This is a genomic window from Bradyrhizobium sp. UFLA05-112, assembly GCF_053572325.1.
In genome coordinates this window covers 1-22,496 of record NZ_JBANBK010000062.1, presented here as the reverse complement: position 1 = coordinate 22,496, position 22,496 = coordinate 1, and the positions used below count along the sequence as shown (strand labels likewise).

At 60.7% G+C, this 22,496-nt stretch carries 20 protein-coding genes; 11 read left to right on the top strand and 9 right to left on the bottom strand.

The features are described from left to right. The first annotated feature begins 283 nt into the window (after positions 1-283). The 4 genes from SO180_RS29615 to SO180_RS29600 all read left to right on the top strand — a co-directional run bounded on the left by SO180_RS29615 (position 284) and on the right by SO180_RS29600 (position 5,813). On the top strand, positions 284-1,072 hold the full coding sequence (locus SO180_RS29615; RefSeq protein WP_449382366.1) for an HpcH/HpaI aldolase family protein: 789 nt from the start codon (positions 284-286) through the stop codon (positions 1,070-1,072). 62 nt (positions 1,073-1,134) lie between these two features. Next, a complete protein-coding gene (locus SO180_RS29610) occupies positions 1,135-1,959 on the top strand; it encodes an SDR family NAD(P)-dependent oxidoreductase (protein ID WP_449382365.1) in 825 nt (274 codons plus the stop codon). 180 nt (positions 1,960-2,139) lie between these two features. After that, positions 2,140-3,552, top strand: coding sequence for an MFS transporter (locus SO180_RS29605; protein ID WP_449382364.1), 1,413 nt, complete (start codon positions 2,140-2,142; stop codon positions 3,550-3,552). Between the two features lie 101 nt (positions 3,553-3,653). After that, positions 3,654-5,813 (top strand): cytochrome P450/oxidoreductase, encoded by a 2,160-nt coding sequence (locus SO180_RS29600; RefSeq protein WP_449382363.1) that lies wholly within the window; start codon positions 3,654-3,656, stop codon positions 5,811-5,813. 99 nt (positions 5,814-5,912) lie between these two features. Here the strand turns inward: SO180_RS29600 and SO180_RS29595 are convergent, their stop codons facing one another. Further along, positions 5,913-6,890 (bottom strand): ketopantoate reductase family protein, encoded by a 978-nt coding sequence (locus SO180_RS29595; RefSeq protein ID WP_449382362.1) that lies wholly within the window; start codon positions 6,888-6,890, stop codon positions 5,913-5,915. A gap of 259 nt (positions 6,891-7,149) precedes the next feature. On the opposite strand from SO180_RS29595, the gene SO180_RS29590 reads away from it, so the two are divergent. The 3 genes from SO180_RS29590 (at position 7,150) to SO180_RS29580 (ending at position 10,183) form a co-directional block, all read left to right on the top strand. Then, positions 7,150-7,992 carry a hypothetical protein gene (locus SO180_RS29590; RefSeq protein WP_449382361.1) on the top strand — a complete coding sequence of 281 codons (843 nt, stop codon included), beginning with the start codon at positions 7,150-7,152 and terminating at the stop codon, positions 7,990-7,992. Between the two features lie 120 nt (positions 7,993-8,112). Continuing rightward, on the top strand, positions 8,113-9,084 hold the full coding sequence (locus tag SO180_RS29585) for a Bug family tripartite tricarboxylate transporter substrate binding protein (RefSeq protein ID WP_449382360.1): 972 nt from the start codon (positions 8,113-8,115) through the stop codon (positions 9,082-9,084). A 22-nt stretch (positions 9,085-9,106) separates the two neighbouring features. Continuing rightward, the gene (locus SO180_RS29580) at positions 9,107-10,183 is read left to right on the top strand and encodes a tartrate dehydrogenase (protein WP_449382359.1); all 1,077 of its coding nucleotides are present in this window, start codon (positions 9,107-9,109) and stop codon (positions 10,181-10,183) included. Between the two features lie 215 nt (positions 10,184-10,398). On the opposite strand, the gene SO180_RS29575 is transcribed toward SO180_RS29580, so the two are convergent. From SO180_RS29575 to SO180_RS29540, 8 genes are read right to left on the bottom strand one after another with little or no spacing between them, the layout of a single operon-like run. Continuing rightward, entirely contained in the window at positions 10,399-11,166 is a 768-nt protein-coding gene (locus tag SO180_RS29575; protein ID WP_449382358.1) for an SDR family NAD(P)-dependent oxidoreductase, read from the bottom strand. 44 nt (positions 11,167-11,210) lie between these two features. Then, a complete protein-coding gene (locus SO180_RS29570; protein WP_449382357.1) occupies positions 11,211-11,606 on the bottom strand; it encodes a (R)-mandelonitrile lyase in 396 nt (131 codons plus the stop codon). Positions 11,607-11,641: 35 nt separating this feature from the next. Continuing rightward, positions 11,642-12,658: a zinc-dependent alcohol dehydrogenase family protein gene (locus SO180_RS29565; RefSeq protein ID WP_449382356.1), complete on the bottom strand. Its 1,017-nt coding sequence runs from the start codon at positions 12,656-12,658 to the stop codon at positions 11,642-11,644. A gap of 17 nt (positions 12,659-12,675) precedes the next feature. Continuing rightward, entirely contained in the window at positions 12,676-13,203 is a 528-nt protein-coding gene (locus SO180_RS29560; protein WP_449382355.1) for a cyclophilin-like fold protein, read from the bottom strand. Further along, positions 13,200-13,430, bottom strand: a complete 231-nt coding sequence (locus SO180_RS29555; protein WP_449382354.1) for a tautomerase family protein — start codon at positions 13,428-13,430, stop codon at positions 13,200-13,202. Before SO180_RS29555 ends, SO180_RS29560 begins: the two co-directional genes overlap by 4 nt. Further along, a complete protein-coding gene (locus tag SO180_RS29550; RefSeq protein WP_449382353.1) occupies positions 13,418-14,650 on the bottom strand; it encodes an arabinose transporter in 1,233 nt (410 codons plus the stop codon). The genes SO180_RS29555 and SO180_RS29550 overlap by 13 nt, the downstream gene beginning before the upstream one ends. A gap of 13 nt (positions 14,651-14,663) precedes the next feature. Then, positions 14,664-15,650: an aldo/keto reductase gene (locus SO180_RS29545; protein WP_449382352.1), complete on the bottom strand. Its 987-nt coding sequence runs from the start codon at positions 15,648-15,650 to the stop codon at positions 14,664-14,666. 17 nt (positions 15,651-15,667) lie between these two features. Beyond that, positions 15,668-16,939, bottom strand: coding sequence for an MFS transporter (locus SO180_RS29540; RefSeq protein WP_449382351.1), 1,272 nt, complete (start codon positions 16,937-16,939; stop codon positions 15,668-15,670). A gap of 149 nt (positions 16,940-17,088) precedes the next feature. Between SO180_RS29540 and SO180_RS29535 the strand changes: the two genes are divergently transcribed. The 4 genes from SO180_RS29535 to SO180_RS29520 all read left to right on the top strand — a co-directional run bounded on the left by SO180_RS29535 (position 17,089) and on the right by SO180_RS29520 (position 21,799). Beyond that, positions 17,089-17,982 carry a LysR family transcriptional regulator gene (locus SO180_RS29535; RefSeq protein ID WP_449382350.1) on the top strand — a complete coding sequence of 298 codons (894 nt, stop codon included), beginning with the start codon at positions 17,089-17,091 and terminating at the stop codon, positions 17,980-17,982. A 166-nt stretch (positions 17,983-18,148) separates the two neighbouring features. After that, complete coding sequence (locus SO180_RS29530) at positions 18,149-18,595, top strand: (2Fe-2S)-binding protein (protein ID WP_449382349.1); 447 nt, start codon at positions 18,149-18,151, stop codon at positions 18,593-18,595. 10 nt (positions 18,596-18,605) lie between these two features. After that, positions 18,606-20,840 carry a xanthine dehydrogenase family protein molybdopterin-binding subunit gene (locus SO180_RS29525; protein ID WP_449382348.1) on the top strand — a complete coding sequence of 745 codons (2,235 nt, stop codon included), beginning with the start codon at positions 18,606-18,608 and terminating at the stop codon, positions 20,838-20,840. A 65-nt stretch (positions 20,841-20,905) separates the two neighbouring features. After that, positions 20,906-21,799 (top strand): LysR family transcriptional regulator, encoded by an 894-nt coding sequence (locus SO180_RS29520; RefSeq protein WP_449382347.1) that lies wholly within the window; start codon positions 20,906-20,908, stop codon positions 21,797-21,799. Positions 21,800-22,496 lie beyond the last annotated feature (697 nt).

The following is a 22,496-nucleotide window of genomic DNA, read 5'->3' as shown; positions in this document are numbered from 1 at the left end:
ATTTTTCCGATTTGGCGCATTTGCCGCATGTAACGGCGTTTTGCGTCGATATGCGCCCGCCGACCTAGGCCAGGGGCTATCGCTATTTTGCGCTACCGGCGCGTAGCACGGAAGTATCGGCGATCGCAGCCATATAAGCTGGTACTATATCTCCGAACCGCCATTTCCGAACTGTCGCTTAAAGCTCTCGCCGAGACATGTATATTTCAAGGGCGCGGAAGATCCGCGTTTGCGTTGACCGTCTTAGCTTCGCCTCGCGAGCGACTTTGCGAACGGAAAGAGAATGGCTTCAGAACACGATCAGCTTCGAAACTGCGTCAGAGAAAAGCTGGCGCGCGAGCAGACCGTCTATTCCATGACGGTCCGGCTGGTTCGAGGCGTTGAGATTGCCAGCATCGCTCGCACCGCCGGATTTGACAGTGTCTATATCGATCTGGAGCACAATGGCTTCTCCCTCGACACCGTGAGCCAGATCTGCCTGGCATGTATAAGCCTGGGGGTAGCGCCTTTCGTTCGGGTTCCGAGCATCGATGCCAGCCTTATCGCTCGCGTACTCGATTGCGGCGCGCTCGGCATTATCGCGCCCCATCTAGGATCGGCGGAAGACGCACGATCCATTGTGCGCGCCGTGAAGTATCCACCGATCGGAACCAGGTCGCTGGCTGGCCTTCTACCCCAATTGCATTTCCGCGCAGGTCCGGCGGCAGATACCATCCGACAACTGAACGAGGCGACGATGATCATCGCGATGATCGAGTCACCCTCGGGTCTGGCCGCCGCCGAGGAGATCGCAGCTGTTGATGGCGTGGACATCCTCCTCGTGGGGACCAACGATCTCTGCGGCGCGCTCGGCGTCCCGGGGCAGCTCGACCATCCGCTCGTTCGCGATGCTTACGCGAGTTGCCTCGCTGCCTGCCGAACTCATCAAAAGGCTCTCGGCGTAGGTGGCCTTGGCTCGCGTCCTGATCTGATCAGAGACCTCATCGCGCTCGGCGCACGCTACGTGTCGACCGGGAACGATCTTTCTTTTCTCATCGGCGCTGCGACCCAGATGCGCAGACAGTTCGGCTAGGCACTCGTCATTCTGACGCTACCGCACTCGAATTTACAACTGAAGCACAAGAGAGTTCAAATATGGATGCCAGGACTTCCATTCGCGCCCCGGCCGATTCCGGCGTTCCAGCTCACGCTCGAGATTTCAGCGTCGCCGATCGCGTTGTGCTCATCACGGGCGCGGGTCAAGGTCTCGGGCGCGAGATGGCTAGACAATTCGCCGCCGCTGGGGCCATTGCGGCAGTCGCGGACATCAATTTAGCAAATGCCGAAGCGGTCCAACGAGAGATCAAGGCTGCGGGAGGAAGGGCCGAGGCCATTCGTGTGGACGTCGCAGATCGCTCGTCCGTGGACAACATGGTGCGCACTCTGGCTGACGTCTATGGCGGGATCGACGTGCTCATCAACAACGCCGCCATCTTTGCAACCCTCAACAAGGTCCCGTTCGATCAAATCCCGTTCGACGAATGGGAGCGGGTCATGCGCGTCAACATAACCGGCACCTATCTTTCCGTATGCGCCGTCGCATCGTCGATGCGCAAGGCAGGCTGGGGCCGCATCGTCAACATCTCCTCCGATTCCGTGCCGCGGGGCGTCGCCAACTATCTTCACTACGTCACGTCGAAATCCGCGATCATCGGGATGACCAACTCGCTGGCCCGCGAACTCGGTCCGTTCGGGATCACGGTCAATTGCATCCGTCCAGGCGCGGTCGCGACGGAGGTCGATCGGACGCACAACCCCAGTCCGGAATTCCGTCAGCGGGTGCTCGGCGAGCAGTGCCTACCGCGCGGTCAGATGCCCGAGGACCTGGTCGGCCTCGTCATGTTTCTCGCGACGCGAGCGGCAGGCTTCATCACCGGACAAACCATCGCCGCAGACGGCGGCTTGACCCACAGCAATTGAACCCTCGCTCCATGGGAGGCTTACGAGAGCAGAACCGGAATATGGAACAGCACCGAAAATTCTACATTGGCGGGAAGTGGACAGAACCGAAGACCTCCTTCAGCAGAACTCCTGACTGGATCAGAGGCAAACACAAGAAGATGAGCCAACGCGCTCACCTAAACGAGGAGAGGATAGACAATGACTTCTATGATAACCAATCAGGACATACCTTTCACGGCCGCGGTCAACGCTGGCGCGCGAATGGACCGTCTACCAATCGGGCCGTTCCATCGACGCATGCTGTGGCTCGTCAGCATGGGTGTGTTCTTCGATTCCTTCGACAACACGCTCTCAAGTTCAGTCCTCGCGGCGCTGCTGCAGAGTGGCTGGTCCACACTCGAGCTGAATTCGCTTTTTATGTCCGTCACGTTTGCCGGGTTAATGGTCGGCGCCCTGATGGCGGGTTGGCTAAGCGATCGCTTTGGCCGACGCTTTGCGTACCAGTTTAACCTGGCGATTTTCGGGCTCTGTGCCTTGGTTTCAGCATTTGCTCCCTCCATGCAAGCGCTCATCTGCATACGAGCCATCATGAGCGTCGGAATGGGTGCTGAGTACGTAATGGGATACGGTCTCATCACCGAATTCGTGCCCCCCAAGGAGCGCGGTCGCTATATCGGCTGGTTTGCGGTGTTTGCGGGCGTCGGCGTCTTCGTCACGGCTATGACCGCTCTGCTCGTGATTCCCACGCTCGGTTGGCGGGCGATGTTCTTTATCGGCGGCGTGGGAACGATGTGGGTATGGTGGGAACGGCGTAAGCTGCCGGAATCGCCGCGTTGGCTCGAAAAGGTTGGCCGCGCGGAGGAGGCCGAAAAAGTCCTGCAAGGCATCGAGCAGGAAGCTGCGCAAAATGGCCCCCTCCCCCCGATAGTCGTGGCGCCGACGTCTCCTCCGCGGCACGTCAGCGCGGCCGTACTATTGACGCGCCCCGTAATCGGACGCACCCTCCTTGCGATCATCGTGAGCATCACCTGTCTGTTTGGCTCGTATACGATGACCGGCTGGATGCCAACTTTCCTTGTGAAGCAGGGCCTGACCGTCACAAAATCGCTGGCCTATAACACCACCATGATGGCGGGCTTCGCAGTTGGATCGCTGCTGGTCGTGTTGCTCGCTGATCGTATTGGGCGGCGCTGGGGTATTGTCATGTTCGGTATCATCTGCGCCATTCTCGGCTCTATCTATCCGTTCTTGACCTCGCCTCCGCTAATCATGCTGTGCGGTTTTCTGCTGACAGCAGGCGCCGCGGTATTCTTGTTTCTAGGCTCGGGCATCGCACCCGAGTTCTTTCCGACTGAGTACCGTTTCCGCGGCGCGGGGGTCGCGCAGATGTTCGGACGTGCCGGGCTGATCGCCTCCCCCTTCATTATCCTCACGCTCTTCGATCGATACGGGGTCGGGGGTGTGATCGGCGCGATTGCCGGAATGTACGTCGCCGTGGCTTTGATCTTTGCGCTCTTTGGCATCGAGACCAATCAACGGTCGCTCGAGGCCCTGGAACCCGAGACGACGCCGAACACCAGTACCGGCGCCATACTCCGTGCGGCGGAGTAGTTGTCATCGCGCCATCAACAACGGAGGCTCGGAGGCTCGCCTTAGGGGGCCGCCCGAGCCCGGAACATCTGCACAAGTTCAGCTGAAGAAGTAGCACAACAATGTCAAAGCCAATCCCCGATTGGGATCCCCTCGATCCCGCTCACCACGGCGATCCGACAGAAATTCACGCGCACCTTCGCGAGAAATGTCCAGTCGCGTGGAGCGAGCGATTTGGCGGCTTTTATGCCCTAACCAGGTACGAGGACATCACCAAGGCGGCATTGGATTATCGCACGTTCACAAGCGCCCAAAAGACGCCAATCCCGGAGGCCACCGGGCCTGATCGTCCGCCACGCGCTCCGGCCGAGGTGGATCCTCCGGTACACGATCAATTCCGCGACCTGCTGAATCGGTTCTTCACACCGGATCGTATTCGTTTGCTTGAGCCGGTTATTCGTCGGAGTGCACGCGACTTGCTCGGACGATGCGTCTCGTTGGGGGAAGTCGATGTCGTCGAATCCTTTACGTTTTTCATGCCTATTCGAGTGCAATGCATCTTTCTTGGCCTATCCATTGAGGACGCCCAGAGGATCAAGACGACTATAAACCGGATCATCGATGCAGGCGCGGCTGGAGACGCAACCTCCCACAAGGAAGGTAACGACGAGATCTATTCGTACATCGACGGCGTGATCAACACTCGGCGTAAGACACCGTACGACCCCAACGACATCATCAGTGCCCTGCTGAATGAGCCCGTCGGCGGCCGCAGCCTAACACACGAAGATGTCGCCGGAACCATTCGACTGTTTCTTCAAGCAGGTCATGGGACGACCACGAACGCCCTCGGCAGTATGATTCGCCATCTAGCTTCAACGCCTTCCGATCAGAGGCGACTAAGAACCGAGCCGAGATTGATTCCGCAAGCGATTGAGGAGATTCTCCGGGTCTGGACCCCGGCGCGGGTCATCGGGCGCCGGACCACGTGCGATGTCGAGATCAGGGGCACAATGATCCCAAAGGGGTCAAGGGTCGGTTTCATGCTCTCAGCGGCTAACCGTGATCCCGCCGTTTTCGAAGACGCCGACACGGTGAACTTTGACCGCAGGCCCAACAAACATATCGCGATGGGTTATGGCATCCATCGGTGCATCGGAGCTGCGCTGGCTCGCGCGCAGCTGCGCGTTGCAACTGAAGAACTGTTGGCGATGACCGACGACTTTGTGCTTGCCGGCCAACCGGAATTGAGCACTTGGACGCATCTCGGACCATCCAGACTACCTATAAAATTCCGTGCCCGGTCGATCGAGACCGCAGGTGCACCCATCCCAGCGGGTCGGGGAGAACACGTGCTGGAGATTGGTGCCATCCGGCGGCTAGCGAAAGGCATTATTGAACTAGAATTTCGTGCATCCACCGGCGCGGGCCTGCCGGAATGGACTGCGGGTGCGCACATCGACCTCGTTCTTCCCGGTAACGTGATAAGATCGTATTCGTTGGTCGGAGGTTCAAGCGACCAAGGGATCTGGCGCATTGCCGTTCTGCATGAAGTAGCTGGACGCGGCGGGTCCGAGACAATTCATCGGATGAAGATAGGAGATACGGTTTGCGTGCGATCGCCGCGGAACAACTTTCCTCTCAAACCAGCCGAGAGCTACCACTTTTTTGCAAGCGGAATCGGAATCACGCCGATCCTGTCGATGATAGATGCGGCGCGTACCCAACGAATACCGTGGCGCCTCGACTATGTGGGGCGCAACCGCGATGATCTCGCTTACGTAGACCATCTCCGGGAGCTCAGTGACGCACACGTTTACTTAACTTCGGAGACGGGACGTCCCAATCTCGCGGCTCTTCTCAACGAGAGTGGCACGGCTGCAGCAGTCTACGCATGCGGGTCAGAAGGATTTCTCCTGGATTTGGAGAAATTCGCAACTGCCGCCGGAAGATCGTTCCACACCGAATGGTTCGCGCCGAAGCCTGGCGCTCGCCAGGGCGCTGAAGGGTCGTTCGAGGCTTTCACGGTCCGATGCCAGCGGTCAAACATCGACGTAACAGTGCTACCAGGCCAGTCGATCATCGATGCATGCGCTGAGGCAGGAGTGACCATTCCCTCCTCATGCTTCGAAGGCACTTGCGGTGCGTGCCTGTCAACCGTTTTGGAGGGCGTGCCAGACCACCGAGACTCCTTCCTTCTGCCAAATGAGCGCAAGTCCAACCGGCTGATGGCCGCCTGCGTTTCAAAATCGATGACAGGGCGGTTGGTCCTTGACTGGTGATACGCCGTCGTTTGCCCGTCATTAGGACGGAGAGCTCGCCAGTCCAGCAGCTACGGTCTGGCCGTAGATACGACCAGACGCAATCTGCTATTCACGGTCCTAACCTGCATATAGACCGGCCGATCGCGCGCGTTGAACAGCGAGGCCGATGATCAGATCCAAAGTCGGTGTTGATACGTTAGCCAGACGCGCGAGATCCAGCGGAACTCGCAGCATCGCATCGACCTCCATCGGTCGACCATGCTCCAAGTCTTGCAGAATGCTTTGCTTATGTGTCGACTCGGAGAGACGAGCCAGACCACCCTCTGGATTCCCGGGATCGCAGCCAAGCGCTCTTGCGATTTCGGCGCCTTCGTTCGTCATGGCGGCTGCGGCCGTTGCTATTGCGGGGTCCGAGAGCGCCTCCTTCATTGGGAACCCGGTCAGGGTAGCGAGCGCCCCGCCCGTGAGGTTCATGAGCAACTTCGCCCAGATAGCATCTCGAATCCTTGCGGACGTTTCGGCTTCGAGGCCGCCAGAGATCATGGCATCGACCAAAGATCGAAGGCGCGGATCGGCCGCGCCGTCGGGACGTCCGATGATCAAGCGGTTCCGCGGATTCTCGGCGTGGATCACTCCGGGAGCCTTTACAGTGCATGCAGTATACGCGACGGCTCCAACGGCCCGCTCGGGGCCGACGGTCCGCCACACGACATCACCGGGATCGACGCGAGGCAATCTCGTCCCCTCGAGCGGACCACCGTGAGCGTGAAAATACCACCAGGGAATTCCGTTCATGGCAAAGACGACCAGTGTATCCTCTCGCAACAATGTACCTAGTCCCTCAACCGCTTGAGGCAATGATGGCGCCTTGAGCGTGACGATCACCACATCCTGAGTCCCAAGCCGCTTGGGATCGTCCGTGGCGATCGGCCGACTGTGAAGCACGTCCTCTCTCGTTTCGACTAGAAGCCCATTCTTCTCGATCGCAGCAAGATGCGCTCCCCTGGCGATAAGTGAGACCTCCAGACCGCTTTTGGCCAACCTGCCTGCGAGGTGTCCACCAACAGCGCCGGCCCCGTATACGCAAACCTTCATCTTGGACCTCCATCATCCGCCTGGGCCGGGGCCTTGGCGTGCTCCTGCAACCGGGACACTCGGACACGGCCTTCCGAAGGCCGAACAGAGAGTCGTCAGTGAGTTTTCGCTGCGCATCCTAACAGCAAATGAAGGCGCGTCAGTACGAGGCGATAGCCTCGCCTTATACCCCCGGCTTGCAGGCTCGTGACGCCTGCGCTCGTGTTGGGTAGTACAGAACACAGACACAGGTGGTCGACCACCACGACAGGAGGAAGTGATGAGAGTAGGTGAAGCCTCAACCGCACCGGGCAGCCGCGTGGGCAGCATGCGTGAAGGTGTTCTCGACCAAAAATTCTTGCTGCTTGGCGAGGATAACTCGCCAAACAATTATCTCCTGAACGTTGGGCGCACCGGCGGCGGAGGATGGTCCACTCCGCGTCACCGCCATACCTTCGATCAGGTCCGCTACGTCCTCAAGGGCCAGTATCCGATCGCCAAGGGTGTCGTGATGAAGGAAGGCTCGGTGGGCTATTTCCCCGAAAGCGTCCACTATGGACCCCAAGATCGACCAGAAGGCCTGGAGATGATGGTCTGCCAGTTTGGCGGTGCGAGCGGACAAGGATTTCTCAGCCCCACCCAAAGAGAAGCTGCCAACGCGGCGCTTGCGAAGAAAGGCACATTCAAGGAGGGCATCTATACATACGTCGACGACAAGGGCCAGCGACACAACAAGGACGGCTCTGAAGCATGTTACGAGGAGGCGACCGGAAAGCCGTCCGTGTATAGCAAACCTCGATATGACAATTTCATCATTATGGATCCTGAGGCATACGACTGGATGCCGACGGAGCAGAAAGGTGTCTCAACGAAAACCCTCGGTACCTTTACCGAGCGCAACACCCGTATCGGACTGATCCGCCTGGATGAGGGCGCCACCTTTTCCGCGGGCATGCAGTCATCCATCGAGATCCTTTTCCTGAGCAAAGGCGCGGTGACGGTTGACGGAAAGAGCCACCACGGCGAGCGGAGCGCATTCGAATTTCAGAAGGGAGAAGGACCAGTCGCGATCAAGGCGCTTCAGCCGACCGAATTCCTCAGAATCATTCTGCCGACCTTCTGAATGCGATTTCAGAGATAATGCTGCTGCGGCTTCGTTAGCGCGGCCGCGGCGGCACGAAGGTAAATTTTTCTCGGTCGAAATAGTAGCTGCTCAATTGTTACCTCCCAAAAGGGTGCTTGCGTGCGGATCAGCCGGCTGCTCTCATTGGCTATCTGGCTACTTTGCTATCTCGCGGCCTCCGGAGCCCTCCTGGCCGACGACTATCCTGTCCAGCCGATCAAAATCATCATCCCGAATCCACCCGGAGGACCAGGGGACGTGATCGCGCGTGCCTTCACCGAGAGGGCAGCCCGCATTGTCGGCAAGCCATTTGTCTACGACTACCGTCCCGGCGCCAGCACCATGATCGGCATGACGGCCGCGGCCAAAGCCGAGCCTGACGGCTACACGATCGTGGGGTTGCCTTCCTCCGCTGTCGGCGCAGTCGCAATCAGAAAGACGGCACGCTACAACATCGAAACCGACTTTCGACCGATCGCCGGAATTGGGAGTGTGCCGCTCGTTCTCGTTGTCCGATCAGGGCTCAAATTCGGCTCGATGGACGACTTCATCGCAGGTGCAAGAAAGGGAAATCTGACCTTCGGCTCTGGCGGCGTCGGCACCATTGGCCACCTGACATCCCTCCTCCTCCTCAACGATATCAACGGCAAAGCCACGCATGTCCCGTTCCGCGGGAATCCAGATGTGCTGCAGGCCATTCTGGGAGCGCACATCGATTTCGGCATCGTTTCGGTCGCCGATGCCGCACCATTCATCGACTCCGCGGAACTGCAATTCCTGGCCGTTACGGCGAACACGCATGTTGCCGCGATGCCTAACGTTCCCACAATGAAGGATGTTGGACTTCCAAATGTCGATGCAAAGCTCTGGTACGCATTCCTGGCTCCTCGAAACACAGATCCGAACCGGCTTATGAAGCTCTACAAAAGTTTCGCCGACGCGGCCGACGATCCGCTCCTCCAACAGCAAATAAAATCATTGGGGTTCAATGTCGAGATTCGCAATCCGCAGGAGCTAGCGAACATGATGAAAACCGAGCTCGCGCGCTGGAAGCGCGTTATTGAAGCCAACAACGTTCCCTTCGAGGAATGACAAGTCAAACAAGAGACAAACTATGAAAACCTACAACATCGCCGCAGTAGCCGGTGACGGTATCGGGCCTGAAGTTGTTGACGCGGCGATTGACGCGCTCAAGGTTTGCGCCAAGCGGGATGGCGGCTTCCAGCTGAATTTCACGGAATTCGACTGGGGATCTGACTATTACAAGAGGCACGGTGTCATGATGCCTGAAAGCGGCGCGGCCCAACTTCGGAAGTTTGACGCCATCCTGTTCGGCGCTGTGGGCGCCCCGGATATCCCCGATCACACCACGCTATGGGGCCTCCGGTTGGCGATCTGCCAGCCGCTCGATCAATACGCAAACGTGCGGCCGACCCGCATTTTGCCAGGTATCACCAGCCCACTACGACATGTGTCGGGGCCTGAGCTGGACTGGGTCATCGTTCGCGAGAATTCGGAAGGCGAATACTCCGGGGTCGGTGGCCGTGTACACAGGGGCCTTCCGATGGAAGTTGCGCAGGATGTTTCGGTGATGACGCGGCCAGGCGTGCAACGAATCATTCGGTACGCTTTCAAGTTGGCGCAATCGCGTCCTCGCAAGCTGCTGACAGTCGTCACCAAATCGAACGCACAAAGGCACGCAATGGTTATGTGGGATGAGGTCGCGACGGAGGTCGCCGAGGAATTCCCCGACGTGACGTGGGACAAGATGCTAGTGGACGCCATGACGATGCGCATGGTGATGAAACCGCAGAGCCTCGATACGATCGTGGCAACCAACCTCCACGCTGATATCCTTTCAGATCTAGCCGCAGCCTTGGCTGGCTCTCTCGGTATTGCGCCAACCGCGAACATCAACCCCGAGCGCGAGGCGCCCTCGATGTTTGAACCGATCCACGGCTCCGCGTTTGACATTACCGGCAAGGGCATTGCCAACCCGGTCGCGACCTTCTGGACGGCGGCCATGATGCTAGAGCACCTCGGCGAAAAGCCCGCAGCCGACCGCCTGATAAGGGCCGTAGAGCGCGTGACAATGGATCCAAAGTTGCACACGCCCGATCTCGGCGGCAAGGCAAAGACGAAGCAAGTGACTGAAGCCCTCTGTGCGGCGCTTTGGGCAGCCAACGACTAATAACCGCGGGACGGTGATCTTCGGCGGACTCGCCTCGTACTACGGTCCTCGGTCTTCAGCCAGAGCTATCGACGACCAGATATCCGCCCGGATTCGGGTCTGGTGCTAGCTACCATCAGATGCGAAGTGGTAGCAAATCGCAGGATGCCATAGACATCGTGGGAGTTGGTAGCGGCGAGCGCACCTCTTTTCCCCACACCCGCCGAGACACCCCTTCAGGGAAGCACTACGCCGGTGAGTTCTTGAAGGCGATCGACCATCTCGTTCTGGAAGGCCCCGTCAGTTGCTTCGGCCGCTGGCTCTTCCGGCTTGAGGTGATGCCAGTAGCGACCGCTGACCATGGCCGCGGGTTCTGTGCTGACGGCGAGCCAGCTCTGCGTGCGCTGCCCCGTGTCGATGTCGACCGGCGCGCTCGCACCCCCCATCCGGGTGCGCACCCAGCCAGGATCGACCGCGTTGCTGCGGACTTTCGGCCACCGCCGGGCGAGGAGGAAAGCGAGCGCCACAGCATGCAGCTTGCTTTCGGCATAGGCGCATGCCGGATTCCAGGTGCGCTTCGTCCAATCGAGGTCGCCTAGAGACCCTTCTCCTCCGCGGTGAAGGCCGCTGCTGAGATAGACCCATCGGCGGGGGCGCTCGATCAGGCCCGTCAGCATGAACGGAGCAAGTGTGTTCACAGCCAGAACGACGGGATGTCCTTCGGGCGTCGATCCGCGGTTCGGGGCAATGTAGATGCCGGCATTGTGGATGACCGCGTCCATGCGCCCGATCGCGTTGACCTGATCCGCGACGCTCCGCGTCTCGGTGCCGCTCTGCAGGTCCCCGATCACAACTCCCTCAGCGCGCGACGCGAGTTCTCTGAGCGCTGCGGCGCGGTCGCTCGATCGCGCGTGCAGCACTACTCGGTGACCTTGATCAAGGAGCGATTGCGCCGCCGCCCGGCCGAGACCGTCCGTGCTGCCAGTGATGAATACGATGGCCATACGCTGCCTCCAGATGCTTCAGATGCACTCGACAGGGCCGCGCGTCACTTCCGATACTGGTCCTCGCTTACCTTCTCCATCCATTCCACCGGGCTGCCGTTGAGCGCTTCCTGGATAGCGATGTGACTCATCGCCGTTGTGGGCGAGGCGCCGTGCCAGTGTTTCTCGCCGGGCTCGAACCAGATTACGTCGCCGGGCCGGATCTCCTCCACCGGTCCGCCCTCGCGCTGCACCCAACCAAAGCCGGAGGTCACGATCAGCGTCTGACCGAGCGGATGGGTGTGCCACGCGGTCCGGGCGCCGGGCTCAAACGTGACCAAGGCACCCGCGACGCGCGCCGGAGCAGGAGCGGTGTGCAGCGGATCGATCCGCACACGGCCGATAAACCAGTCTTCAGGGCCCTTCTGAGAGGGCTGCTCGCCGTTTCGTTTGATTTGCATCCTGTCTTCCTTTCCGCTCGCCGTGATCGTCGACTTCAAACCTTGAGCATGGTCTTGATCGCGCGCCGCTCGTCCATCGCGCGATAGCCTTCCGCGACATCCGCGATCGGAAGCGTCAGATCGAAAACCTTGCCCGGAAGGATCCTTCCCTTCATGACCCGGTCCATCAGATCGGGCAAGAACCGCCGGACCGGCGCCGGGCCACCCAACATGCGCCGTTGAGAAAAGAACATGGCTTGACCGTCGAAGGTCACACCGTGTGGGACACCAACGTAACCGATGGAGCCGCCCGGCCGTACCGACTCGATGGCCTGCGTCATGGATTCTTGCGTGCCCACGCACTCCAAAACCGAATCAGCCCCGATGCCGCCGGTCAGATCCTTCACGCGCTCGGCGCCTGCCACACCACGCTCGGCCACGATGTCCGTGGCACCGAAGTCTCGGGCGAGTTCTTGGCGGCTTTTGTGCCGGCTCATCGTGATGATGCGTTCGGCGCCCATTTCTTTCGCCGCCAGCACGCCCATCAATCCCACCGCCCCGTCACCGACAACGGCGACTGTCCCACCTTTCCGGACTTCCGCTGCGTCGGCAGCGTACCAACCGGTGCCCAGAACATCCGAGGTTGCCAGCAGGTGTGGAATGAGTTCATCGCCAGGCATATCTGCCAAACCGACGAGCGTTCCGTCGGCCAGCGGAACGCGCGCATAAGGCGCTTGAGCGCCCGTCATGAATTCGCGCTGCACGCAAGATGAATGGAAGCCGAATTTGCAGTGCGGACACGTGTTGTCGGAGAGGCAGAAAGAGCCGACGACGAATTGACCGGGGCGAACGGTCCTGACCTCGCTGCCGACTTCGATGACGACGCCGCAGTATTCGTGACCCATATAGGCAGGCGCATCGGTCGGCTGCAAACCGCGATAAGGCCATAGGTCGGATCCGCAGATGCAAGTCGCCGACAATTTGATGATCGCATCGGTCGGTTTCATGATCTCGGGATCATCCACCTTTTCGAAGCGGACATCGCGGGCGCCGTACATGACTGTCGCAAACATGGCTACTCCTCGTCGCCTTAACCTGCTGAAAGATGCTCGATGCGCAGCTGGAACTTGCCACGCGTGAGTAGCGGCTGCGGACCGCCGTCCAGGCGGCCGAGCCTGATCGAACCGCTCGAGTATCTGTAATCGCCGTGAAAGAAAGCGAGATTGCCCCACGGCACGTAGTAACAAAGGTCGCCAGCAGCTTCCTTGGAGAAAGAACCGCCGCCGCCCTGCTCTGCCAATCTGCGCGGCAAATACGCGATCTTCTCGTTGTTCGAAAAATCCTCGATAGCGAGATCAAGAGGTAGCATCGCTGCGAACTCCCGAGCTGTCGGATTCTCCAGCAGCGTCACCGTGAAGACCTGTTGTTCGAAGCGACAACGGATCCGCATCAGCGCCGTTCCTCCGTTTTGTGGGTCATTCGCGCCAGCCTGAGCGAAGGCTGCGTGCAGCACAAGGACGCTCGCCGTCAACGCGGCGACGAAGCGACGACGAGGTAACCGGTGAAGGCCGGCGGCAAAGTCGTCCGCACTGCCCTTCGATGGGCTTGTCAAGGTCAACGGGGGTCGTATCCGGGCTTCTTATAGATGGTATCGGGTTTTGCGAGGATGTCGGGTTCGTAGACTTGTCGGGTCCAATCCTGCGACTGAACATCCTCGATGCCGACCGATACCGATTCATCGCCGATCTTCAGCGTATCGACGACCGCCCGCGTCACCGCCTCGGCGAGGGCGCTCTTTAGCTTCTCCGATCTCCCGGGTTGCATCTTCACGATCACGTGGGGCATTCACTGTCTCCCTTCGTAAGTCTCGCAGTTGAACGGTCTGCAGTCGGGTGTGCCATCAGCCAGACCGCGACCACCGCGGCACATAGAACCATGCCGGAGCTGGTGAGGAACACGGCATTCAACGCCGCCCCAGCCGCGACCAGACCAAGCGCCGGACTTGCGACACCCTGGGCAAGATCCAGAAAAGCCGTATAGGCTCCCATGGCCAGGCCTCGATTGTGTGCTGGCACGCGGTGTACCGCTTCGACGCCGAAGCCCGGGTACACCAGCGAGAAGCCGAACCCCGTCAGCGCGGCTCCGGCGAGCGCCATCTCAGGGCGAGCCGCCAGCCAGATCAGGGATTGGCCAAGCGCTTCGATCAATGCACAGAACAACGCGACCTTCGCCCCACCGATTGCGTCTGCCAAGTGACTGAAAAAAACGCAAGCCAAGATGAAGGCGCCGGCATAAGCCGAATAGGCAAGCCACCCGTTCGCCCAGCCGCGGCTGGCGAATAGCAACGCGACGAACGTGGTCACCGCACCGAAGCCCACGCTGCCAAGTGCGGAGCCCAGCCCGGGCACCCACACAGCGCCTAGAACTTGAGCGAAAGAGAAGCGGGCGTGCTGGACGGGCGCGACCGTCGGACGGGGCACAACGAGGAGCAACGTGGCCAGCGGAGCTGCCGTGGTGGCGACAGCTACGGCAACGAAACCGTAAGCGTCGTAGAGGGCCGATCCTGCCGGCGCCCCAACGGCGATAGCCGCGAACATCGCCGAGCCTACCCACGCGATGACCTTGCCCGTGTTTCGGGTATCGACGAGCGCCAGTCCCCAACTGACCGCAGCCGTGATGATGAAGCTCTCGGCGCCGCCGAGCACGCCGCGCCCCAGAAGAAGAATGGCAACCGAAATAGTGGGGGAGCCGCTGAAACCAAGCGACAGCGCGTACAATAATCCGGCTGCCGAGGCTGCCAGTAAACCCGCGATCACTGCGCGCTTCGCTCCACGCGTATCCGAGTAGTGACCAGCCCAGGGGCGCGAGACCAACGAGGCTGCGAACTGGCTGCCGGCGACCAGACCAACCACAAACGTGCTTTGCTCCAGAGCATCGTGTACATGGAGCGGAAGAACCGGCATGGCAATGCCTATGATGAGGAAGGCGACGAACACTACACCCATGATCGGCAGCAGTATCGGCGCCACTGCCGAGATCTTTCCCTGCTCGATGCCCACGGCCATGACTGAGCCGCCTCTACCAGGCATAAGCAGCCGGGGCCTCGCCGCCCGGTCCCGGCCAGATCTCGTCCAGCCTAGCCAGTGTCTCTTCTCCGAGCTTCAGCGAAGGCGCACTCAGATTCTGACGAAGTTGCTCCACAGTACGCGGTCCACTGATCGCGGCGGTGACGACCGGATTGTGCAGCACCCAGGCCAGCGCGACCTCCGAGGGCGTTTCGCCAAGCTCGCCGCACAGAGCCTCGTAGGCCTCCAATCGAGGACGCATTTGATCGATGCGCGCCTGGAGCAGAGGCGAAGCCCGGCGACCGTCGGCTATCTTGCGCAGCACACCGCCTAGAATGCCCATGCCGATCGGGCTCCAAGGAATGAGGCCGACACCGAAGTGCCGCACCGCCGGGATCACCTCCAATTCGATGGTCCGCTGAGAGAGATTGTAGAGGCTCTGCTCGGAAGCAAGACCAAGTAGGTTGCGCGAGGCAGCCGCGCATTGAGCAGTGGCGATATCCCAACCCGCAAAGTTGCTGCTGCCGACATAGGTGATCTTGCCTTCACGGACGAGTTGCCCCATCGCCTGCCAGATCTCCTCCCACGGGGTCGCACGGTCGATGTGGTGCATCTGGTAGAGGTCGATGTGATCGGTCTGCAGCCGCTTCAGGCTCGCCTCGCACGCGCGTCGAATGTGGTAGGCTGAAAGACGGCGGTCGTTCGGACCAGTCTCCATCGGCTGGTACACCTTGGTCGCCAGCACAATTTTCTCGCGGCGACCGCCTTGCGCCAGCCACCGGCCAATGATCTCCTCGGATATACCAAACCCCTTCGCCATCTCCGGCGACTGGGGCCCACCATACACGTCGGCCGTGTCGAAGAAGTTGATGCCGGCGTTCAGGGCTTCGTCCATGATCGAGAAGCTGGTTGTCTCGTCGGTCAACTCGCCGAAGTTCATGGTGCCAAGTGCAAGCCGGCTTACCTTGAGGCCGGTCCTGCCGAGATGTGAATAATCCATGGTATCTCTCCTTCGGGCTAAGCCGAGCGTTGCCGTTGCGCGCACCGCATTCCGGCGTCGGATTGCGCGGCAGAGTCGCTCGTGAAGCGACTTCGCTCGCTTACTCGAGCGGCACGGGCGTCCAAACCGGCGAACAGTGCGCCAGCGACCAGCACGCCGGCGCTTGCCAGGAACGTCACTCGATAACCGGCGGCATCAAACAGGAGGCCGCCACCGGCTGCGCCAAGCGTGATTGCGAGTTGAACGACCGCGACCATGAGCCCTCCACCGGCTTCGGCGTCAGCCGGAAAGCGGCGCGCGACCCACGTCCACCAGGCGACAGGCGTGCCCGTTCCGATCATCCCCCAAAGCGTCAGAAATAGCGCCGTAGGCCCGGCGAGCGTTCCAAGCGCGACCAGGCCGCATGCGAGCGCCGCGAGCGCCACCGGCGCTAGGATCAAGGTCAGCGACAGGCTGCGCGACACCATGTGGCCGATCAGCCACGTGCCGACCATGCCCGCGCCCCCCATGGCGAGGAGCACGAGCGAGAGCATGGAAACTTCGAGGCGCGTGACGCTCTCCAGAAACGGCCGCAGATACGTGAAAAGCGCGAATTGGCCCGCAAACAGCAGCGCGACCGAGGCCATTCCGAAGCGAACATTCGGGCGGCCGAGGACGCCCAGGGCGCTTGGCTGGCGATTGGCGCGGTCGGAGAGCATGGACGGCAGAGTGAGCCATTGCCAGGCGAAGGTGATCGCGGCAAGCGGCACAACCAGGAAGAACGCGCCGCGCCAACCGATGTACTGGCCGAGGAAGCTGCCCAGCGGCGCGGCGATGGTGGTAGCCAGCGCGTTACCCCCGTTCAATGTCGCGAGCGCGCGGGGCACCTGATTCTCGGGCACCAGCCGCATCACCGTCGCCGCCGACATCGACCAGAAACCGCCGATGACCACGCCGAGCAGAGCACGGCCCATCATGAGCACGACGAAATTGTGCGCGAAGGCGACCAGAAGGCCCGACAACAGCATCAGAAGGGTCAGTCCAAGCAGCAGCGCTCGACGATCGAGCCCCCGGGTGATCGTCGCAATGCAGAGGCTGGTTATGACCGCGAACAAGCCGGAAACCGAGATCGCCTGGCCCGCCGCACCTTCGGTCAGATGGAGGTCGGAAGCGATCGGGGTCAGGATGCTGACCGGCATGAATTCCGACGCGATGAGCGTCGAGACGCACAGCGTCAGCGCAAGTACGGCCCCCCAAGCTGCCGGTCGGTATGAGAGCGTGCGGTTTTCGGAAGCAATTTCAGTCGTCACCGGGTCTCGCGACGCTTTCGTCGCGCCTTCTCCATCACTGTCATGGCGGTCCCCGTTCCGGGATGCACGCCGTCACGCGCTGATTTAGCGCGCGCAACGGCAGCGACTAGCCGCTATAATCGGCATGGACTTATAAACAGGCTCGATAAATGCAGAGCGGGAAGCTAGACGATCTCTTGGCGTTTGTGGCGGTCGCGCGCGAGCGTAGTTTTACAGGGGCAGCGGCCAAGCTCGGTGTGTCACAATCGGCACTGAGCTACACCATCCGCGAACTCGAGGCGCGCCTAGGTGTGCGGCTGCTGACGCGCACCACGCGCAGTGTCGCGCCGACGGAGACGGGCCAACGCCTGCTTCGAATGGCTGCTCCGCGGCTAGAGGAGATCGAGTCCGAACTTGCGGCCATCCGCGAGCTTCGCGAAAAGCCGGCGGGCACGATTCGCATCACGGCCACCGAATATGCCGCAGATGCGATCCTGCTGCCGAAACTGGCAAAACTTCTACCGAACTATCCCGACATCAAAGTCGAGGTCGTTATCGACTACGGATTGACAGATATCGTCGCGCAAGGCTTTGACGCCGGCGTGAGAAGCGGTGAGCAGGTCGAAAGGGACATGATCGCGGTGCGCATTGCGCCTGACATGCGAATGGCCGTCGTCGGCGCTCCCTCGTACTTCAAGAACCGGCAACTCCCGAAGAAACCGCAGGACTTGATCGGCCACAAGTGCATCACGTTGCGCCTGCCCACCCATCGCGGGCTCTACGCCTGGGAATTTGAGAGGGGCGGCCGCGAACTGAGGGTGCGCGTCGAAGGCCAGCTGACCTACAACACGACGTCCCAGATCCTGAATGCCGCCCTGGCGGGAATGGGGCTTGCCTACGTGCCGGAGGGCTGGGCAAAACCGTATCTCACAAAGGGCCGCCTCAAGCGGGTTCTCGAGGATTGGTGCCCACCCTATTCGGGCTATCACCTTTTCTATCCGAGCCGCCGGCACCAGTCGGCTGCCTTTTCTCTTCTGGTGGATGCGCTGCGCTACCGCGGCTGATAGTCCTTCGACTGATTGATCAAATCGGCTCATAAGTTCATGCGAACTCGGCCATCTAATTCAGGGCTGGCGCCCGGGTTAGACATTGCTCCTCACCGCGCGTCTTGTCCTGCGCTGAAGGCCCGCAAACGTCGCGTCTCAAGAGGATAATTTGAGGAGCAGTTTCATGGAAGTGACCATCAACGGCAAGACTCACCAGGTGAAGATGGAGGCCGACACGCCTCTTCTCTGGGTGATCCGCGACGAGCTCGGCATGACCGGAACGAAGTACGGTTGTGGCATTGCCCAGTGTGGCGCCTGCACCGTGCTGATCGATGGTCAGGCCACTCGATCCTGCATTACGCCCATCAGCAGCGTTGCGGGCCAATCCATCACCACCATCGAAGCCGTCACTGACGACGCAGTCGGCCGCCGCGTCGTGGACGCGTGGGTTGCCAACCAGGTGCCGCAATGCGGCTATTGCCAATCCGGTCAGGTGATGGCGGCCACCGCCCTCTTGAAGCAGACCCCCAAACCCAGCGATCAGGACATTGCGGCCGCAATGGTCAATCTGTGCCGCTGCGGCACTTACAACGCGATCTCTGCCGCGGTCCGCCAGGTTGCGCAGGGTTGAGGAGCACGCCATGAGCAGCATGCATCATGATTTCCGACCTATGGCGGATGTCGGCAGGCCGATGAATCTCTCCCGGCGCGGCTTCCTCCGTGCCTCGGTCGGCGCGCTGGTACTTGGCGTGGCACTGCCCGGCACCAAGGCGGTGGCGCAGAACGCCGCCGCTGCGGCAAAAGCGGCTCCGCGCGTGTCAGCCTTCCTGGAGATTCGCGCCGACAGCACCGTCTTGTTGCGCAGTCCCTTCGTGGAAGGGGGCCAGGGTGTCTCCACCGCATTGGCGCAGATCGTCGGCGAGGAGCTCGATGCCGATCCCGCCACCTTCACCGTGGAATGCGCGCCACCCGGGGCCGACTATCTGCTCGTGAACGGCAACCGATTCACCGGCGGGAGTTTTTCGGTGCGATCGAGCTATGAAACGATGCGCCGGGTTGGCGCATCGGCGCGACAGATGCTGCTGCAGGCTGCGGCCGCACGCCTTCGCGTCCCACTCGCGAGCCTCTCCACCGAGCCGGGGCGCGTGCGCCACACGGCTTCCAACCGCACGATCGCATACGGCGCACTGGCGAGTGACGCCGCCGCATTGCCGGTGCCTCAAAACGTTACGCTTCGAGCGGAGAAGGATTTCCGCTGGATCAGCAAGCCGGTCGCGCGCATCGACGTGCGCGACAAGTCCACCGGCAAGGTCACCTATGGCATCGACGTGAAAGTCGACGGTATGCTGCATGGCGCAGTCCAGCATGCGCCGCGCCTTGGGCTCGAGCCTGCCGCCTTCGCTAACGAGGCGGAGGTGAATGCGATGCCTGGGGTGCATTCCATTCACCGGCTGCCGGGCGCGGTCGCCGTGCTTGCTGAGCGGTGGTGGCATGCTCGGCGCGCCGTCGAGACACTTCAGGTGACTTGGACAGAGTCGCCCTCGGGCACACGGCGCTCGATGCCCGCGGAATTCTCGTCAGAGGGACGGAAAGCCTTGCTTGCTGCCACTCCAGGGCCTGGCATTTCCGCGGAAACCGCAGGTGATGCGTCCGCGGCTCTGAGCGGCGCAGCGCGGGTGATTTCGGCCACATATGATGCGCCCTATTTGGCACATGGCCAATTGGAGCCGCCCTCGGCACTTGCCCGATGGAACGACGACGGCACGCTTGAACTCTGGTTTCCCAACCAGGCGCCGGAACTATTCCAGGCATCTATCGCGAAATTTGCCAGTCTTGCGCCCGAGAAGGTGAAAATCCATTCGCCGATGCTGGGCGGCTTCTTCGGCCGGCATTTTCTCTACGAGGCGGCCAGCCCCTCTACCCAGGCCATTCTGCTGTCCAAGGCGGCCGGCAGACCGATCAAGGTCATCTGGAGCCGGGAGGAAGAATTCCTGCGCGACGCGCTGCGGCCGATGGGTTTTGTGCGTTTCCGGGGCGGCCTTGATGCGAGCGGGCTGCCCGTAGCACTTGAAGCGGAGGCTGTCGGCGAAGGCCCAGTAGGCCGCTGGTTCGGCCGCAAACCTGATGCTGCGGATCGTTCTGCGGTCGAGGGCATCGCCGAGAAACCCTATGCCATCCCGAACCGCCGGATTGCTCACGTCGTCGTGGATGATCCGGCCATGATCGGCTTCTGGCGCTCCGTTGGCCACTCCATGAACGATTTCTTCTACGAGACGTTCTTCGATGAGCTTGCCGATGCGGGTCAGCAAGATCCGTATCAGCTCCGGCTCCGCTTGCTCGCGGAGAAGCCGCGGCACAAGCGGCTCCTTGAAGCCGTCGGTGAACTCTCGGGCGGATGGAAGCGCGGTCCTTTCGCCGCAACGGATGGCAGCAAACGTGCGCGCGGTGTTGCCATGGCCTCGCCTTTTGGCAGCGAGGTTGCCACCATCGCGGAGGTTTCGCTCAAGGGCGGTGCGGTCACGGTGCATGATGTTTGGGTGGCCATCGATCCCGGCCGGATCGTCAATCCCGCCATCATCGAGGCGCAGGTCAACTCGGCCGTCGCACTTGGCCTCTCATCGGCGCTATTGGAAGAAGTGGTCTATGCCAAGGGCGTGCCGCAGGCGCGCAACTTTGATGCCTATCCCATCCTTCCGCCCGACCGCATGCCGCGCGTGCATGTGCGCATCGTCGAAAGCGGCGCTCCCATGGGTGGCATCGGAGAGCCCGGTTTGCCTGGCGTGCCGCCGGCAGTGGCGAACGCAATCGCCGCCCTCACTGGCCAGCGCGTCCGAAGTCTGCCTTTGTCGAAACTCAAATTCGGCGACATGGGTTAACCCCGACGGCGCGCCGCCCATGGCGCCCCGTCTTCTTCAACGGCCTGGCGAGTTCTGAGGCGGTCATGCAACGAGGCTACTTGGACGATCTGAGGGCCTTTAAGACAGTCGGTCGCGAACGCAGTTTCACGAGGGCCGCGGCGAAGCTCGGCGTCTCGCAATCTGCGCTCAGTCACACGATCCGCGGACTCGAAGGACGCCTTGGGGTTCGGCTCCTAGCCCGCAACACCAGAGGCGTCAATCCAACGGAAGCCGGGGAACGCCTGCTGCGAACGGTTGCTCCCCGACTCGACGAATTGGAAACGGAGCTCGCGAACTTGAGCGAACACCAGGATAGACCCGCCGGAATCATCCGGATCACTGCGGGCGACCATCCGGTTCGATCCTTTCTCTGGCCAAAGCTGGCAAAGCTTCTGGCAAAGTATCCGGACATCAACGTAGAGATTGCGCTGGACAACCGAAACGTCGACATCGTCGACGAGCGCTACGACGCCGGTGTGCGTCTCGGTGAACAGGTCGCGAAGGATATGATTGCTGTCCGCATCAGCCCCGACGTTCGCTTTGCGGTCGTCGGCTCACCGTCATACTTCGCAAATCATCCCGCACCGGTGGTCCCTGGTGATCTTGTCGACCACAAATGTATAAATCTTCGGCTTCCTACCTATGGCGGGCTGTACGCATGGGAACTCGAAAACAATGGGCATGAAGTGAAGGTGCGCGTCGAGGGCCAACTGGTCTTCAATAGCATCTTCGAAGTGGGCGACGCGGCGGTGGCTGGCTTCGGCGTTGCTTACGTGCCTGAGGACGTCGCACTGCCCCACATCTTAAAGGGAAATCTCACGAGAGTGCTTGAAGATTGGTGCGTCCCTTGGTCGGGGTACCATCTCTATTACCCGCTGAGCCGACAATCATCGGCAGCGTTCGACCTGTTGGTAAATGCGCTGCGACACCGCGACTAGCACGGATGTCATCGAAGGCAGCCTATGCCGATGGGCGCATGAGCACCGACAGAATCATCCGTGGCGTAAAGTTCAGACCCGCGCCTGACTCGAGAGCAAATCGTACGAAATCGTAGTTTGGCGTGCAAAATCGGAGCTTTGGTAGCGGGGGAGCCACTCGCCCCCCGAGCTTATCCGCTGGGCGAACTGAAGCACGGCGCCCATTGCGCACGATTGCATCATTTCGACTGGTGATCCGATTTGTTCGCCGTAATATCCTATTCTTCGATGAGGGCGTAACAGACCTGCCCGAGTAGCTCGCGCGGTGTATGTTGGATGAAAGCAACGGAGATAAGCCAACATGGTGGATTTGATGCGCGAGGTCGCTTAGTTCGATTTTGGACCGAGCTTGCCAAGCTCCATTTCCAAACGCACCCAACAATTTGGCGGAAATAGACCGCTTACCTAACGAACTCAGCAGCTTAGTGCTGGCTGGGGCGGGAGGGATCGAACCTCCGAATGGCGGAATCAAAATCAGATTGATTATTCAACGATTTCAAGCCGCGTTTAGAAAAAACGGCCGAATTCACCTGTAGTGATATCAACTGCTTAGCAGGCATTTCCGAATAAGGGAGCGTTCGCCCAATCATTCGAAGACGCGCCTGTTGGCGACTTGGCCGACCAGGGTGCTCACGCCTAGCGGGGATTGATCCAGTCT

Bases quoted from the DNA above. Each gene is read 5' to 3' on its own strand.
- SO180_RS29595 (WP_449382362.1), bottom strand. From the start codon at position 6,890: ATGAAGGTTTGCGTATACGGGGCCGGCGCTGTTGGTGGACACCTCGCA.
- SO180_RS29605 (WP_449382364.1), top strand. From the start codon at position 2,140: ATGACTTCTATGATAACCAATCAGGACATACCTTTCACGGCCGCGGTC.
- SO180_RS29570 (WP_449382357.1), bottom strand. From the start codon at position 11,606: ATGCAAATCAAACGAAACGGCGAGCAGCCCTCTCAGAAGGGCCCTGAA.
- SO180_RS29615 (WP_449382366.1), top strand. From the start codon at position 284: ATGGCTTCAGAACACGATCAGCTTCGAAACTGCGTCAGAGAAAAGCTG.
- SO180_RS29525 (WP_449382348.1), top strand. From the start codon at position 18,606: ATGAGCAGCATGCATCATGATTTCCGACCTATGGCGGATGTCGGCAGG.
- SO180_RS29580 (WP_449382359.1), top strand. From the start codon at position 9,107: ATGAAAACCTACAACATCGCCGCAGTAGCCGGTGACGGTATCGGGCCT.
- SO180_RS29575 (WP_449382358.1), bottom strand. From the start codon at position 11,166: ATGGCCATCGTATTCATCACTGGCAGCACGGACGGTCTCGGCCGGGCG.
- SO180_RS29565 (WP_449382356.1), bottom strand. From the start codon at position 12,658: ATGTTTGCGACAGTCATGTACGGCGCCCGCGATGTCCGCTTCGAAAAG.
- SO180_RS29520 (WP_449382347.1), top strand. From the start codon at position 20,906: ATGCAACGAGGCTACTTGGACGATCTGAGGGCCTTTAAGACAGTCGGT.
- SO180_RS29545 (WP_449382352.1), bottom strand. From the start codon at position 15,650: ATGGATTATTCACATCTCGGCAGGACCGGCCTCAAGGTAAGCCGGCTT.
- SO180_RS29530 (WP_449382349.1), top strand. From the start codon at position 18,149: ATGGAAGTGACCATCAACGGCAAGACTCACCAGGTGAAGATGGAGGCC.
- SO180_RS29600 (WP_449382363.1), top strand. From the start codon at position 3,654: ATGTCAAAGCCAATCCCCGATTGGGATCCCCTCGATCCCGCTCACCAC.
- SO180_RS29590 (WP_449382361.1), top strand. From the start codon at position 7,150: ATGAGAGTAGGTGAAGCCTCAACCGCACCGGGCAGCCGCGTGGGCAGC.
- SO180_RS29535 (WP_449382350.1), top strand. From the start codon at position 17,089: ATGCAGAGCGGGAAGCTAGACGATCTCTTGGCGTTTGTGGCGGTCGCG.
- SO180_RS29550 (WP_449382353.1), bottom strand. From the start codon at position 14,650: ATGGCCGTGGGCATCGAGCAGGGAAAGATCTCGGCAGTGGCGCCGATA.
- SO180_RS29610 (WP_449382365.1), top strand. From the start codon at position 1,135: ATGGATGCCAGGACTTCCATTCGCGCCCCGGCCGATTCCGGCGTTCCA.
- SO180_RS29555 (WP_449382354.1), bottom strand. From the start codon at position 13,430: ATGCCCCACGTGATCGTGAAGATGCAACCCGGGAGATCGGAGAAGCTA.